Source organism: Gemmatimonas sp., from assembly GCF_041689975.1.
Lineage (GTDB): Bacteria > Gemmatimonadota > Gemmatimonadetes > Gemmatimonadales > Gemmatimonadaceae > Gemmatimonas.
In genome coordinates this window covers 1-15078 of sequence record NZ_JBDNFF010000084.1, presented here as the reverse complement: position 1 = coordinate 15078, position 15078 = coordinate 1, and the positions used below count along the sequence as shown (strand labels likewise).

At 63.8% G+C, this 15078-nt stretch carries 11 protein-coding genes and 1 pseudogene; 6 read left to right on the top strand and 6 right to left on the bottom strand.

All coding sequences use genetic code 11. The features are described from left to right. The 5 genes and pseudogenes from ACESNG_RS06020 to ACESNG_RS06000 all read right to left on the bottom strand — a co-directional run. A pseudogene (locus ACESNG_RS06020) lies at positions 1 to 271 on the bottom strand (hypothetical protein); the annotation flags it as partial. Between the two features lie 144 nt (positions 272 to 415). Beyond that, positions 416 to 1912 carry a CoA-acylating methylmalonate-semialdehyde dehydrogenase gene (locus ACESNG_RS06015; RefSeq protein WP_373057851.1) on the bottom strand — a complete coding sequence of 499 codons (1497 nt, stop codon included), beginning with the start codon at positions 1910 to 1912 and terminating at the stop codon, positions 416 to 418. A gap of 25 nt (positions 1913 to 1937) precedes the next feature. Continuing rightward, positions 1938 to 3011 (bottom strand): tartrate dehydrogenase, encoded by a 1074-nt coding sequence (locus ACESNG_RS06010; protein ID WP_373057849.1) that lies wholly within the window; start codon positions 3009 to 3011, stop codon positions 1938 to 1940. A gap of 13 nt (positions 3012 to 3024) precedes the next feature. Then, a complete protein-coding gene (locus ACESNG_RS06005; RefSeq protein WP_373057847.1) occupies positions 3025 to 3810 on the bottom strand; it encodes an SDR family NAD(P)-dependent oxidoreductase in 786 nt (261 codons plus the stop codon). Further along, on the bottom strand, positions 3800 to 5254 hold the full coding sequence (locus ACESNG_RS06000; RefSeq protein ID WP_373057845.1) for a sodium:solute symporter family protein: 1455 nt from the start codon (positions 5252 to 5254) through the stop codon (positions 3800 to 3802). Before ACESNG_RS06000 ends, ACESNG_RS06005 begins: the two co-directional genes overlap by 11 nt. A 91-nt stretch (positions 5255 to 5345) precedes the next feature. Between ACESNG_RS06000 and ACESNG_RS05995 the strand changes: the two genes are divergently transcribed. The 6 genes from ACESNG_RS05995 (at position 5346) to ACESNG_RS05970 (ending at position 14870) form a co-directional block, all read left to right on the top strand. After that, positions 5346 to 6662, top strand: coding sequence for an acetylornithine deacetylase/succinyl-diaminopimelate desuccinylase family protein (locus tag ACESNG_RS05995; protein WP_373057843.1), 1317 nt, complete (start codon positions 5346 to 5348; stop codon positions 6660 to 6662). A 167-nt stretch (positions 6663 to 6829) separates the two neighbouring features. Continuing rightward, the gene (locus tag ACESNG_RS05990; protein ID WP_373057841.1) at positions 6830 to 9766 is read left to right on the top strand and encodes a TonB-dependent receptor domain-containing protein; all 2937 of its coding nucleotides are present in this window, start codon (positions 6830 to 6832) and stop codon (positions 9764 to 9766) included. Between the two features lie 2 nt (positions 9767 to 9768). Then, a complete protein-coding gene (locus ACESNG_RS05985; RefSeq protein WP_373057839.1) occupies positions 9769 to 11223 on the top strand; it encodes a hypothetical protein in 1455 nt (484 codons plus the stop codon). A gap of 1 nt (position 11224) precedes the next feature. After that, positions 11225 to 12421 carry a P1 family peptidase gene (locus ACESNG_RS05980; protein WP_373057837.1) on the top strand — a complete coding sequence of 399 codons (1197 nt, stop codon included), beginning with the start codon at positions 11225 to 11227 and terminating at the stop codon, positions 12419 to 12421. Between the two features lie 35 nt (positions 12422 to 12456). Then, entirely contained in the window at positions 12457 to 13509 is a 1053-nt protein-coding gene (locus tag ACESNG_RS05975; protein ID WP_373057835.1) for a ComEC/Rec2 family competence protein, read from the top strand. Positions 13510 to 13538: 29 nt separating this feature from the next. Further along, the gene (locus ACESNG_RS05970; protein ID WP_373057833.1) at positions 13539 to 14870 is read left to right on the top strand and encodes an aspartate aminotransferase family protein; all 1332 of its coding nucleotides are present in this window, start codon (positions 13539 to 13541) and stop codon (positions 14868 to 14870) included. 74 nt (positions 14871 to 14944) lie between these two features. Here the strand turns inward: ACESNG_RS05970 and ACESNG_RS05965 are convergent. Next, positions 14945 to 15078, bottom strand: a 134-nt coding sequence (locus ACESNG_RS05965; RefSeq protein WP_373057853.1) for an adenosylhomocysteinase, incomplete at its 5' end; no start/stop codon positions are given.

The following is a 15078-nucleotide window of genomic DNA, read 5'->3' as shown; positions in this document are numbered from 1 at the left end:
CCACCGCCGTGCCCAGCATTTGTTGTTGCTCACCACGATAGGCGATCAGCGCGTACACCACGGAGTCGGCCAGAATTCGGCCGCTGCGCAACGTGGAATCGCCAGGCGCGATCAGCACAGGCTGCACTGTCGGCGCCGGGACCGGGGGGGCTTGCTGCGCGTCGAGCGGGGCAGGCACCGGCCCCAGCAGCAGCGCCGCCGAGAGGCCGCACCTGATCGTCGGGAAAGTCGTGTCGTGGCGTATGATGAAGCGAGGAAGTGAGCGAGGCATGCCGAAAGCTAGCATGGCTGAAACGGAACAGGTTCAGGCATGAGTGTTCAGAACTCTGACTTCCGACTACTGTCCTCTGAATCCACCCGCCCAATCCCTCCATTCCTGCTGTTCTCTCACGCCAACGCGTAATGTCCGATCGCCCTACCCCAGCACCGGCATCGTGAACGACGCCGCATCCGCACCCACAGGCCAACGCGTGGTTACCGTCTTCACGCGCGTATAAAAGCGCACGCCGTCCATGCCGTGCTGGTTGTGATCGCCAAACGCGGAGTCCTTCCAGCCGCCGAAGGAGTAAAAGGCCAGCGGCACGGGAATGGGCACGTTGATGCCCACCATGCCGCATTGCACGCGATGTGCGAACTCGCGCGCCGCCCCGCCATTGCGCGTGAAAATTGCCACGCCGTTGCCGTACTGGTGCGCATTGCACAGCGCGAGCGCCTCGCTGGCGGAGGCCACGCGCACGATGCACAGCACGGGTCCGAAAATTTCTTCGCGATAGATTGACATGTTGGCGGTGACATGATCGAACAACGAGCCACCAAGAAAGAAGCCCGCCCCCTGCGTGGCGGGGTGCGTGCGCCCATCTACCACGAGAGTGGCCCCCTCGGTCACTCCGGCGGCCACATACCCCGTTACGCGGTCGCGGTGCGCCGCCGTCACGAGCGGACCCATGTCGTTCCCGTCCTCGCTCGACGCCCCCACCCGCAACCCACGCACCCGATCGGCCAGCCGCGCCACGAGCGCATTAGCCGTGGCATCGCCAACCACCACGGCCACGGAAATGGCCATGCACCGTTCGCCGGCCGATCCGTACGCGGCGCCCATAAGCGACTCCACCGTCATGTCGAGATCGGCATCGGGGAGCACGACCAGATGATTTTTGGCGCCGCCCATCGCCTGCACGCGCTTGCCGTGACGCGCCGACGTTTCGTACACGTGCCGGGCGATCGGCGTCGATCCCACAAAGCTCACCGCCTGAATGCGCGGATCGGTGCACAGCGCGTTCACGGCCTCAGCATCGCCCTGCAATACGTTCAGCACACCCGGTGGTCCACCCGCCTCGCTAAACAGCTCGGCCAGCCTAACGGCGGTAGACGGATCACGCTCGGAGGGTTTGAGCACCACCGCATTCCCGCAGGCAAGCGCGGGGCCCAGCATCCACAGCGGCACCATGGCCGGGAAGTTGAACGGCGTAATCGCCGCCGTCACACCCAGCGGTTGGCGCATTGAATGCATGTCGATCCCGCGCGCCACGTTATCGCTGAACTCGCCCTTAATGAGGTGCGGAATACCGGTGGCGAACTCTACCACTTCGAGTCCGCGCTGCAGCTCGCCGCTCGCATCGGCGATAACTTTGCCGTGCTCGCGGCTAATCAGCTGCGCCAGCTCATCGGCGTGCGAGAGACACAGCTCGCGCCAGCGGAGGAGCACGCGCGCACGGTCAAGGGCCGTGCGGGCGCCCCACGCCGGCGCGGCTGCGGCGGCATCGGCGATGACGGTCTCGATATCCACGGCGTCGGCAAGCGGCACGTACGCCGCGATCTCGCCCGTGGAGGGATTGTAGACGGGCGCCGTGCGCGTAGAGTGCGCGTAATGACGGGCACCGGCGACGATATGCGGAATACGTGTCTGAGTCATGCTATTGGCAGAAGAGGTCGGAACGTCAGGCAAGTGCGTCGAGCACAGCGGCTGTCACATCCTGCGTGGTTGCGGTGCCACCTAAGTCAGGCGTGCGCGGGCCCCCGCTACCGACCACGCGTTCGATCGCCCGAACAATACGGTCGTGCGCAGCAGGCAGCCCCAGATGATCGAGCATCATGGCACCAGCCCAGATGGCCCCGATCGGATTGGCAATGCCTCGACCGGCGATGTCGGGCGCGGAACCATGAATCGGCTCAAACATCGAGGGATGTTGCCGCTCCGGGTTGATGTTCGCCCCAGGTGCAACACCGAGGCTGCCGGAAATGGCCGCACCAAGATCGGTAAGAATGTCTCCGAACAGATTTGATGCCACGATCACGTCAAGCGTGCCCGGATGCGTCACCATGCGCGCGGCGAGCGCATCCACGTGGTACTTACGATAGTCGACCGTGGGAAACTCGGATGCCATGGCGTCCACCGTCTCATCCCACAGTACCATGGAATGCTGCAACGCGTTCGACTTGGTCGCGCTCGCCAGTCTGCGACTCGGCCGGCGTGCCGCAAGTTCGAACGCATAACGCGCAATGCGATCGATGCCACGTCGGGTGAACAGTCCGGTCTGCTCGGCCACTTCATGCGGCGAGCCTCGGTGCAAACGTCCACCTAAACCGGCGTACTCCCCTTCGGAATTTTCCCGCACACACACCATGTCGATGTCAGCAGGCGCGCGGCCCGCCAACGGGCCGGGGACGCCAGCGAGCAGGCGCATCGGCCGCAAGTTTACATACTGATCAAAGCGTTGGCGGATCGGCAGGATGAGCTCCCACACCGACACGTGGTCAGGAACACCGGGCGCACCGATCGCGCCGAGGTAGATCGCGTCAAACGCCTGCAGGCGATCGAGCGCGTCTGCACTCATCATCGTGCCGGTGCGCTGGTAGTACTCGCATCCCCACGGAAATTCCGTGAACTCAAGGACGCACGGCTCGTCGCGCACCGCGCGTTGCAGCACGTCGATCCCGGCGGGAATCACTTCCATGCCGATCCCGTCGCCGGCAATTACGGCAATGCGGTACGTCGTCGCTGCGGTGGTCATCGATATCTCCCGCTCACATCCCCGGCGGCGTAAATCGTCCGTCCTGAGCCAACCAGCCGCCATCGGCGTAAATGATGGTACCGTTCACATAGCTCGCCGCATCCGACGCCAGGAACAACGTGGGTCCAACCATTTCCTCGGGCTTTCCCCAGCGGTTGAATGTTGTCTTGGCCGCGTACGCGTTGAACCAGCCGGTATTGGCTTTGATCGGCGCCGTGAGGGGGGTTTCAATAACGCCCGGGCCGACGCAGTTCACGCGCACGCCGAACGGACCAAACTCACACGCCGCACCGCGGGCCAGCTGCAGAATACCAGCCTTCGTGGCCGAGTACACCGCTTGTCCAGGCTCGACGACGAGCGAACGGATGGACGAGAAGAGCACGATGCTGCCGCGTTTCTGCGCGACCATGATACGTCCGGCAGTGCGCAGCACATTGAAGTTGCCGGAGATGTTCACATTGAGCACGCGGCTCAGTTCCTCGTTCGTATAGTCGAGAATCTTTTTGCGCACATTGATGCTGGGCGTGCAGATCACGATGTCGAGCCGACCGTGCTTTGCCGCGATGCCTTCCAGCGCGCGATCGACCGACGCCGCGTCCGTGATGTCGATGACACCAGACTCCGTGGTGCCGCCGGCGTTCGCAGCGACAGCGGCTGCCTTGTCTGCCGCGAGATCGAGGCAGACGACGGTGGCGCCCTGAGCGACCGCGCCGAGCGTGACCGCTTCGCCGATGCCGGACGCGCCGCCAATGATGGCGGCGACCTTGCCGGTAAGATCGAAAATTCCGTTACTGGACATGAGGTGCTGTCTGCTCGTTGAGAGGGGAGAGTGTGACGCTCGTTGGGCCGTCTGGTCCTCCAAACGCACGCCGTAAGAACTGCGCGATCACGAAGGCGACGAGGGCACTAGCGAGTCCCCCCATCGCCGGGGTAACACCAGAAATCGGCAGGCCGTCGTACCACAACCGCCAGCCACCGACCACCGCAATGCCGGTAATGATCGCAGCCAGCGCATCGATCGACGCGGCACGCGCACTGTACAGGCCCGCCAGGATCGGCACGAAGAGGCTGACGCCCATGATCGTGTAGAAGATGCTCAGCGCACTGACCACACCGGCCGCGACCAGCGCAATCGCCACACCGAGAGCGCCGGCAAACACGGCGGTGATCCGTGTGATCCGCAACATCTGCGCATCGGACGCACGCGGATTCACGAAGCGCTTGTAAAAGTCCTGCGACAACGATGTGGTGAGCGTGAAGAGCACGGCGTCGGCCGAACTGAGTTCGGCGGAGAACACGGCAGCGAGTCCAAGCGTTCCCACAACCACTGGAACGCCGGAGACCAGCAACGTGGGAAGCGCCAGTTCGGCTTGCGGAAGATCGGGGAACTGCACGCGCGCCATCATGCCAAGGAGCACCGGAACGATCGCATACATCATCAACACGAGCGCGTTCAGCCCGACACCGATGCGCACGGTGCGGTCATCGCGCGCACCATAGATTTTCTGCAGCAGACCAGGCGCGATCACGAATGCGGGTCCAAGCATGGCGAGATACACAAGGCCCGAGGCGCCACTACTCCATGGGTTCCAGTAGTCCGCGCTCGGTTGCAGCGCGCGCACCGCGCTCCATCCGCCGGATGCGGCGAGTGCAAACGGAATGGCGAGCGCAAAGCCTACAAATTTCACAGTCAGCTGCACGACGTTCACGTACGCCGATGAGAGCAGTCCGCCGGCAGCAAAGTAGATCGTGATCAACAATCCGCCGAGCACGCAGCCAACTTCTTTCGGAACGCCTGCGACCACATTCAGAATCCAGGACACGGCGATCAGCTGTCCGGCGAGAATGAAGACGGAGCCGATCCACAGCAGCACGGCGATGACGGAGCGCACCGCGATACCGTATCGAAATTCGAGGTAGTCACCGACGGTGTGTAAGTTCTGCGCTGCGGCGACGCGCCGAATGGCTGGCCCGATCCAGAACGCGAGCACGACCGATCCGATGCCGGCGGACAGCACCCACCATACCGCGGCGAGGCCATCGCGATAGCCGAGCCCCGTGGCCCCGACGGTGGAACCCGCGCCGATGTTTGCGGCCAGCATGGTGCTGAAAAGCAAACCCGGACCAAGGGCACGACCAGCCACGAAAAAATCACCCGCCGTTTTTACGCGACGCGAGATCCACATACTCAACGCGAGTTGCGCCGCAGAATACGCGATGAGAAGTACAAGCTGCGTGTTCATGGGTCTCTTGACTCACACATACGAAGAGGGACACGCCTGAAGGGCAGAACATCGGAAAGAGGTGCGCGAGAGTTACGCCCAAAATTCCTACTTGACAAGCCTGACTTCGCTCGCGACGTTCGCCGCCATGCCGACCACTGCGCAGCAGATCGACCGAATCTTTAGTGCTATCGATGAAGCCACCGATGAAATGGTCGACTTCACCGCCGACCTGATTCGTGTTCCCACCGTTAATCCGCCAGGCGATGCGTACGAAGAATGTGCGCACGTGATTGGTCAGCGCCTCGATGCCTGCGGCTTCGCGGTGGAGTATCTGATCGCCGACGGACATCCTGATCACACGCCCGCGCATCCGCGCGTAAATGTGGTAGGATTGCGTTCCGGTATGACGAAGCGTCCGCTGGTGCATTTAAACGGCCATTTCGATGTGGTGCCCGCGGGCGCGGGATGGACAGTCGATCCGTTCGGCGGATTAGTGCGCGACGGACGCATTTACGGACGCGGCAGCTGCGACATGAAGGCCGGCATCACCGCGGCCATTTACGCGGCCGAAGCCATACGCCGCGCTGGCGTCAACCTCGTCGGCTCGGTGGAAATCAGCGGCACGGTGGACGAGGAGAGCGGCGGCTTCGCGGGGATGGCATGGCTCGCACAGCAAGGACGCCTCAGCGCCGACCGCACCGACGCCGTCATCATCACCGAGCCCACGAACACCGATCGGATCTACACCGGTCATCGCGGCGTGTATTGGTTCGAAGTCACCACGCGTGGACGGATCGCCCACGGCTGCATGCCCTTTCTCGGTGTGAGCGCCATCGAGCACATGGGCGTGATTCTCGATCAGATTCGTCGGGAACTGATGCCAGCCCTCGGCGCACGGACGACGGCGGTGCCGGTTAAGCCCGATGGTGCGCGCCATGCGACGTTGAACATCAATGGCATCGCCGGTGGACAGGCGATCGACGGTATTCAGACGCCATGTGTAGCCGACCTGTGTCGGGCAGTGTTCGACCGGCGTTTTCTTGTGGAAGAAGGGTTCGACGCCACGCGCGGCGAGATCGTGGAACTCTTGGAACGCGCGGCCCGCGAGACCCCACACCTGATCTATGAACTCCGCGACCTGATGGTGGTGCATCCCGTTCGCACGCCAGACGGCGCCTCCGTTGTCTCGTCGCTCGAACGGTCGATTCAGCAGGTGCTCGGACGCCCCGCTACTCTCGCGGCGAGTCCCGGCACATATGACCACAAGCACGTCGATCGTATCGCCGGCGTTCCGAACTGCGTGGCGTACGGCCCCGGCATTCTCGATCTCGCGCATCAGCCCGACGAATACTGCGTCGTCGAGGACCTGGTGCAGTCCACCAAGGTGTTAGCGCTCTCCATTCTGGAGTTGACCGGCACGTTGTAGCGCAGCGGTACCCGTCGCGCCGACAGGACATCGGCCGACGGTGCAGTGCATCGTGGTAATGATACCCAAGGTCACACGGCGTGATCAGCGCCGCGTGAAATGTCCGATGTTGCGAACTCCAGCGTTCTCCGACGTTGTAGTCGGTCGTCCTCATGAGGAGCGTTAATATGAATCGTGGTTCTCGCTGGCCCGTGTTCCTGCTCGCACTGCTCGCGGCGATGCTGCCCGCCGAGTCGCTTCGCGCGCAATCCACCGGCACCATTGCCGGTCGAATCACCGACGAGCGCACCGGCCAGCCGCTGCCCGGCGCACAGATCTTCGTGGAGGTCAACCGCGCGTCACGCTCCGATCAGGACGGGCGCTATCGCCTCGGGGAGGTGGCCGCCGGCAGCCGCATCGTGAGCGTGCGCATGATCGGCTACGCCAACAAGGAAGTACCGATCACGGTTACCGCCGGACAGACACTCACCACCAACATCACGCTCGCGGTGCGGCCGCTCAATCTCGATGCCATGGTCGTGACCGGTCAGGGCGGTGAGATCTCGCAGCGACGCATCGCCACCACGGTGGATGTCATCAGCCGCGAGACAATCGAGGCCTCACCGGCGCGCCGCCTCGACGAAATGCTGCAGACCAATCTCCCCAGCGCCCAGATCCGCATGACGTCGGGCCAACCCGGCACCACGTCGATCATGCGCACCCGCGGTGTCACCTCGGTGAGCAACAACTCCACGCCCGTGATTTACGTGGACGGCGTGCGCCAGGACAATCTCAACACGATCGCCACGCTTGGCATGAACGTGTCCGGCGTGCGCTCCCAAGGCGCCGCCACCAGCGCCCTGGCCGACCTGCCGCTCGACAATATCGAGCGCATAGAGTTCATCCCCGGTGGTGCGGCCACGACGCTCTACGGCTCGGACGCCGCCAACGGCGTCATCCAGATCTTCACAAAGCGCGGCGTGAACGGAGCCACCAAAGGCTTCTTCGAAACGCGCCTAGGCTACGACACGCCGGGAAACGCCGCGCAGTTTCACTTCTTCGACCGCACGCGCGACCTGCTGTATCGCAACGGGCTCACGCAGACGTACAACGCCGGTATCGAGGGCGGCAACAACAACATCACGTACAGCCTTTCGGGGAATCTCCGCGCCAACGAGAGCCATCGCCTGTACGGTGACAACAGCTCCTTTGGTGTGCGCAGCGCGATCGGCGCGAACCTCGGCACCAAGGGTCGCTATCAGGGGTCGTTCGCCTATAACGAGACCGACTCCCCTCGCTTCCGCAACGGCAACGCCGGCGGCTACACGTCGCTGTGGGTGCTCGAAGCGGGACGGTCGAACGCGTTCGGCTTCAACAACAACATCGACGCCCTAAACGCCGCAGACTTCGCAAAGCTCAAGACCTTCGTGGATAATGGCGAGCGGCTGCAGGATAATCGGGTCTTCACGCGCAGCTTCCAGAGCTCGCAGCGGCTCGACTTCGACCCAATACCCTCCGTGAAGACGCACGTGACCTTCGGCCTCAACAACCGCTTTAGCAAGGAGCGGGCGAGCGTCACGAACGAGTTCCTGATCGCGACCAGGACCTGGCCTGTCGGCACGACCGACCGTGGCACGATCCAGAACTTCGAGCGCAGCTTCAACGCCTTCACCTTCGACGTGGGCGGACAGCACAGCGCGGCGCTCGGCAGCAACCTGTCGGTGATCACCTCCGTGGGTGCCCAGCTATTCCGCAACGACGACGTGCAGGTGGCGTACACCGGCACGAACGTCATTGACGGCGCGCTAACCATTACCGGCGCCGCTGTCACGCAGAGCTCGGACCTCGCCCTCCGCGTGGCCAACTACGGCATTTTCGCCCAGACCAACATCAGCTACATGGAGAAGTACACCATGGAGCTCGGTGTGCGCGCCGACAAGAACACCGCCTTTGGCGCCAACACCGGCGCGCAAGTGTATCCCAAGATCGGACTCGTGTACGCTCTCGGCGCCGAGCCCTGGCTGCGCAAGGTGCTGTCGGAAGAGCTCCTCTCGGACATCCGCCTGCGGGCCGCGTACGGCGTGGCCGGCCAGTTCCCCCAGCCCTTTGCCAACGACCGCACGGTCACCATCAACCCGTTCTTAGGGCAGCAGGCCGCCACCTTCGGCCAGCCGGGCAACATCAATCTGAGGCCGGAGCGTACCGGCACCTTCGAGATCGGCGCCGACCTGAGCTTCCTACAGGAGCGCGCCACCCTCGGTTTGGGCTGGTATACGTCCCGTACAGTCGACGCGCTCCTCACCGCCCCGCCTGCCCCGTCCACGGGTGAGGTCAGTCAGATCAGCAACGTCGGCGTGATCGCGAACAATGGGCTCGAACTGCGTGGAACCGTCACGCCGGTTAGCAACAGCTCGTGGCGGCTCACGCTGAACGGTGCCTTTAACACGCTCAACAACAAGGTGGTCAGCCTTGGCGGCGCGCCGCCGTTCCCCATCGGCGGCTTCGGTGCCAACACGGTGCAGGGGATGGTGCAGGAAGGCTACCCGGTGGGCTTCCTGCGCGGCACCAAAGCGATTTTCGATACCGATGGCAAGCTCACAGAGATCCAGCGGCTGCAGTACCTTGGCTCGGCCATCGCGGACAAATTCGGCAGCTTCGGCGCTCAGCTTGGCATTGGATCCCGCCTCACGTTCCTGATGAGCGCCGACTATCAGTTCGGCGCGCAAGCACTGTCGTTCGACAAGGGGTTCCGCTTCCTGTACGGCGTGCCGGGCACGGAAAACTATGTCCCGGCCGCCGCTGTCGCGCAGGCACCGTACAACGGCAACCGTGCCTCGATCTGGCTGCAGACGATGAATCTGTGGGTCGAGAACACGGACTACGTCGCACTGCGGACCCTTACCGCAGATTATCGGGTGCCAGAAAGGCTCCTGCCGGGTGGCGCCAAGAGCCTCCGCGTGGCGTTCTCTGTCACGAACCCGTGGCGGTGGGCCTCCTCCAGCTTCGACCCGGAAACGGACCTTTCATCGGCCACTACGCAGGGCGGCGCCGCCGTGGGTGGATTTAACTACGCCACCGACGGCAACCCGCGCACTTTCCTTCTCACTTTTCGCTTCGGGTTCTGACCATGCGCCGACTCAATCTGACGCGGGCCTCGCGCCTGCTCGCGCCGGCGCTGGCCACTCTGCTTGCCAGCGCCTGCGGTGTGTTCACGCCCACCGAGGTCCGAAATCCAAACCTCACCGACCAGCAGTTTCTGGCCACGACATCTGCCGGTGCCTCATGGCTGCGCGGCACCAGCCGCCAGTACCTGACCACGCTCAATGTGGTGGTGCTCAACAGCGAGATCGGCTCCGACAACTACTTCAACAACCACACCACGAACAACCAGCTACTCGACGAACCCAACATCCTGTACATCGACCCCGAGGTCACGTCGATCCAGAACGCCGTGGCACGTCTGCGCTACATGGCGTCGTTCGGCTTGGACAGCGTGTTCCCGCGTGACCCGCTGGTCACGGTCAACGACAAGGCCGAGATGTATTACCTCCGCGGCGTCGCGGAGCTGTTCGCCGGCGAAATGTTCGTGGGGCTGCCAGCAGTGGCAAACGGACCTGTCGTCGACTGGCAGACGCATTTGGCCGCCGCCATCGCCGACTTCACTCAGGCGCGGACGCTCTCCATCGACGTCGCCGCCAAGAACAGCTACACGCTAGCGCTGGCCCGCACGTACTATCGATTGGCGAACAAGGCAAAGGCGGTTGAGGAAGCGCAGGCGTTGCTCACGGCCAACGCGACCTTCATCCGCAATGCCACCTTCGATCCCGTCAACGGTCCGGCCAACAGCATGCAGGGTTTGCTAACCGTTGCCGTGAACAACTTCCAGCCGCTGCCGCGCCTCGATTTCCTCGACCCAAAGTACCCGAACCTCGGGGCGCTAGTGCAGAGCCCGATCGCGTTCCTGAAAGCTGAGGAGGCGCACTTTATCCTGGCCGAAGCCAACTTGGCCGACAACAACCTCACAGCCGCGAAGGACCGGCTCAAGCTGTTGCTCGCGCTGGTGCAGTCGCGCCCCACCGAATTGGTGGACAGCCGCTTGCAGTTGCGCGGACGCGCTGGCGGCAAGGTGCTCTACCCGAACACGCTGGACACGAAGGTCGCGTTCGCCCCGGGGCAGCCGCTGCTCGACGGCTTCGTGCTCACCCGCACTGCCGGCAACGTCCGCATCGCGACCGTCTCCGGCACCTCGGTGACGACGGCACGCATCGATGCCATCACCACGGTGGATGACGGGCTGTACGTGCTGTATCTCATGCGGCAGGAAATCTTCATCGCCGAGGGGCGTCGCTTGGCCGACCTCGGCATCCGGCTCCCCGTCGCGGAGACGGAAATCATCGCCAACAAGAACACCAACAATGGCGAGCCGTACACGAAGGCGCAGGTCCCGTCCTTCATCCCGAGAGCCTTCGAGATGGACGGCTTCACGTGGAACGTCACCGCCAAAACCGTCATAATGAAGCACGACATGAACCGGGTGCTCGTGCAGAACAAGACGTCGCCGCTTGTTCTTCCCTTCCACTAGAGTGTCGCACTCCATGGGTCAGCGTCACCGTACACTGTGTGCTCCTCCCGGCGCGCGATGGCGCGCCGGGTTGCGGGTCGCCATCGCGCTGCCGGCGCTCGCACTTTCAGCATGTGCGCTGCGCGCCCAGCCCGCACGGCCAGCCGGGCAGCCGCCGGTGCGCGTCACCGTCGTCGGCCCAGGACCGTCCAACTCGATCACCGATGTGCCCGGGCTCAAGGTGGGGCATTTTACACGCTCCGATAGCGGGTACCGCTCGGGCACAACCGTCATTCGCACGGAAAAGGGAGCGACGGCCGGATACTCACAGATGGGCGGCGCGCCCGGCACGAAGGAAACAGACCTGCTCAAGCCGGGCGGACAGGTACGTGCCGTGCAAGCGATCATGCTCGGTGGCGGCAGTGCCTTCGGTCTCGATGCCGCAACGGGCGTGATGCAGTGGATGGAAGAGCGCGGCTTCGGCGTACCAGTGAGCGGAGGCGTCGTCCCCATCGTTCCCGGGGCGATCCTCATGGACCTCGGCCGCGGTGGCGATTTCAAGAAGCGGCCCGACGCCTCGTTCGGCTATAAGGCCACCGACGCGGCCACGAGCGAACCGGTGAAGAGCGGCCGAATCGGCATGGGCATGGGCGCCGGTTGGGGCATGGGAACGGCTAGTGTGAAGCTCTCCAACGGCTACACCGTGGCGGCCATCGTCGGACTCAACCCAGCTGGCTCCCCGCTCGATCCGCGCACCTGCTTGCCGTATGGCTTCTTCCTTGAACTCGGCGACGAGTTCAACCTCGTGCAGCCGAAGCCTGAAGAATGCACACCCGCCACCGCCGCGCGCGGTGGACCAAACGACGGCTCGGACAACGCTCCACGCAACACGACCATCGCCCTCGTGGCTACCGATGCCCCGCTGCTCGATCTCGAAGCGGAGCGAATGGCACAGATTGCCAACGCCGGGCTCGCCCGCTCTATCCGTCCCATCCACGGGATCGGCGACGGCGACACCGTGTTCGGCATGGCCACGACGCCACCGACGAACGGCATGAGCAATGCCGATCTGCAAGCCATCTTCAACGCCGGGGCCGACGTCCTTGGGCGTGCCGTCGTGCACGCGGTGCTGGACTCCAAGCAGGTCGGAAATAGCCGGATGGGGTATTGTCAGCAGTACCCGAGTGCGTGCGTGAAGCGCACCAGCGTCGGCAAGTAGGACCGCGCGCCGTACCACTTTTTTAGGACCGATACATGAAGCGACTCGCCTGCGGGCTCCTGGCCATGCTGATGCTGACAGGGGCCTCCACACCTGCGGCGAACACCCTCGACATCTACTTCATCGATGTCGAGGGAGGACAAGCCACCCTCATGATCACGCCCGCCGGTGAGTCCTTCCTCATCGATGCGGGCTTTCCCGGTGATGGCACCTTTGCGTCGCAACCGGGCCCGCCAGCGCTGGCCCGGGACGCGCAACGCATTCTCGCAGTGGCACGCATGGCGGGGGTGCGTCAGATCGACCACCTCATGGTGACCCATTACCACGCCGATCACATGGGTGGCGTCATAGAGCTCTCGCAGCTCCTGCCAATTCTCCACTTCATCGATCACGCCGCTCCCAGCGCCGAAGCCGAGGTGATTGTGCCGGGCACCATCGCGCTCTACGACGCGTACGTCACGCTACGGGCCACCGGGAAGCACACCGAACCGAAGCCCGGCGATCGGTTACCGCTCGCGGGCGTCGATGTCGTGGTGCTCGCGTCAGCGGGCGAGATCCTCGCAACACCGCTGCCGGGCGCCGGACAGCCCAATCCGGCGTGCACTGGCAGCGGTGAGCCGGCGCAGGAAAAAACGGAGAACCCGCGCTCGACCGCCATCCGCGTGCAGTTCGGTGCCTTTCGCTTTCTCAACGTGGGCGACTTGAGTGGTGCGCCGCTCTTCGCCCTCACCTGCCCCACCAATCTGATTGGCGAGTCGGACGTGTATCTCGTCGCCCATCACGGCGGGAACGACGGTGCCGATCCGTCGCTGTTCGCCGCCGTGAGGCCGCGTGTCGCGATCATGAACAACGCCCCTCGGAAGGGTGGGCAGGCCCGCACCTTCGCGACAATCCGAAGCATGCCGACCATCGACGGCTGGCAGCTGCACCGCAGCGGAAGCCCCACGGTCGAGAACTTCCCTGACGCCCGCGTCGCCAACCTCGACGAAAGCACCAGCGCGTGGATCAAGGTGTCCGCCAGCGCCAACGGCAGCTTCACAGTCACGAATGGTCGCACCGGACAATCGATCGCCTATCCGCAGCAATGACGCGCACTCATCACCACGCGAACTCTCCGATGACCGCTCCGATCACACACGACCCGGCGCTTGATGCCCAGTGGATGCCCTTCACTGCCAACAAAGCATTCAAGGCGCGCCCGCGCCTGCTCGTCAGCGCTAAGGACATGCACTACCAATCCGACGACGGACGCGAGATTCTCGATGGCACCGCCGGCCTCTGGTGCGTGAACGCCGGTCACTGCCGACCGAGCATCATCGAGGCCATCACGCGAACGGCGTCGACGCTCGATTTCGCTCCAAGCTTTCAGATGGGGCATCCGCTCTCGTTCGCGTTCGCAAAGAAGTTGGTGAAGCTGTTCCCCGCCGGCATGAACAGAGTGTTCTTCTCCAACTCGGGCAGCGAAGCGATCGACAGTGCGCTCAAGATTGCGCTCGCCTATCACCGCGCGCGCGGCGCGCCGGAACGCCGCATGTTCATCGGGCGCACACGCGGCTATCATGGCGTGGGCTTCGGCGGCATCTCCGTGGGCGGCATCGAAACGAATCGTCAAACGTTCGCAGCGCAGCTCATGCCGCACATCGATCATCTGCCGCACACACACGATCTCGCCCACAACGCCTTCTCGAAGGGGCAGCCGCAGTGGGGCGCGCATCTGGCGGATGCGCTAGAAACCATGGTGGCCACGCACGGCGCCGACAGCATCGCCGCGGTCATCGTCGAGCCACTGGCGGGATCGACCGGCGTGCTGGTGCCGCCCGTCGGGTATCTGGAACGACTGCGCGCCCTGTGCACGACGCACGGTATCCTGTTGATCTTCGACGAAGTCATCAGTGGGTTCGGTCGGCTCGGCGCCCCGTTTGCCGCGCAGCATTTCGGAGTGACCCCCGATATCATGGCGATGGCGAAAGGGCTCACCAACGCGGCCGTGCCCATGGGCGCCACCGCAGTACAAAGTGCGATTCACGACACGGTGGTCAATGCCTCCGAGCGTGGCATCGAATTCTTCCATGGCTACACCTACAGCGGACATCCGCTCGCCGCCGCCGCAGGCATCGCGACCCTCGACATCTACGAGCAGGAAGGGTTGTTCGATCGTGCACGCACGATCGCCCCTGTGTGGGAAGCCGCCGTGCACAGCCTGCGCGATGCCCCGTACGTCATCGACATACGCAACCTTGGCTTGGTCGCCGGCATCGAACTCGAACCCCGCGCCGGATTCCCGGGCGCGCGCGCCTTCGATGCCTTCGTAAATTGCTTCCACGAACAGGATGCCCTGATCCGCGTCACGGGTGACATCATCGCACTATCTCCGCCGCTCACGATCAGCTCCGATCAGATCGACGAGCTGGTGAGCAAGGTGCGCCGCGCACTGCATGCGATCGCCTGATCGTTGCGCCCAATGAACAACGCGGCGTTACCTCACGCGAGGTAACGCCGCGTTGTTTTTCGATGGTGCGAGGCCTAGTAGCGGTAGTGATCCGACTTGAACGGTCCCATCGGATTCACACCCAGGTACGCCGCCTGCTCGGTGTTCAGCTGCGTCAGCTTCACGCCAAGCTTCGGCAGATGCAAGCGCGCCACCTTCTCATCGAGAT

Excerpts from the sequence above, each read along its gene's own strand:
- ACESNG_RS06015 (WP_373057851.1), bottom strand. The coding sequence starts at position 1,912 with ATGACTCAGACACGTATTCCGCATATCGTCGCCGGTGCCCGTCATTAC.
- ACESNG_RS06010 (WP_373057849.1), bottom strand. The coding sequence starts at position 3,011 with ATGACCACCGCAGCGACGACGTACCGCATTGCCGTAATTGCCGGCGAC.
- ACESNG_RS06005 (WP_373057847.1), bottom strand. The coding sequence starts at position 3,810 with ATGTCCAGTAACGGAATTTTCGATCTTACCGGCAAGGTCGCCGCCATC.
- ACESNG_RS06000 (WP_373057845.1), bottom strand. The coding sequence starts at position 5,254 with ATGAACACGCAGCTTGTACTTCTCATCGCGTATTCTGCGGCGCAACTC.
- ACESNG_RS05990 (WP_373057841.1), top strand. The coding sequence starts at position 6,830 with ATGAATCGTGGTTCTCGCTGGCCCGTGTTCCTGCTCGCACTGCTCGCG.
- ACESNG_RS05985 (WP_373057839.1), top strand. The coding sequence starts at position 9,769 with ATGCGCCGACTCAATCTGACGCGGGCCTCGCGCCTGCTCGCGCCGGCG.
- ACESNG_RS05975 (WP_373057835.1), top strand. The coding sequence starts at position 12,457 with ATGAAGCGACTCGCCTGCGGGCTCCTGGCCATGCTGATGCTGACAGGG.
- ACESNG_RS05970 (WP_373057833.1), top strand. The coding sequence starts at position 13,539 with ATGACCGCTCCGATCACACACGACCCGGCGCTTGATGCCCAGTGGATG.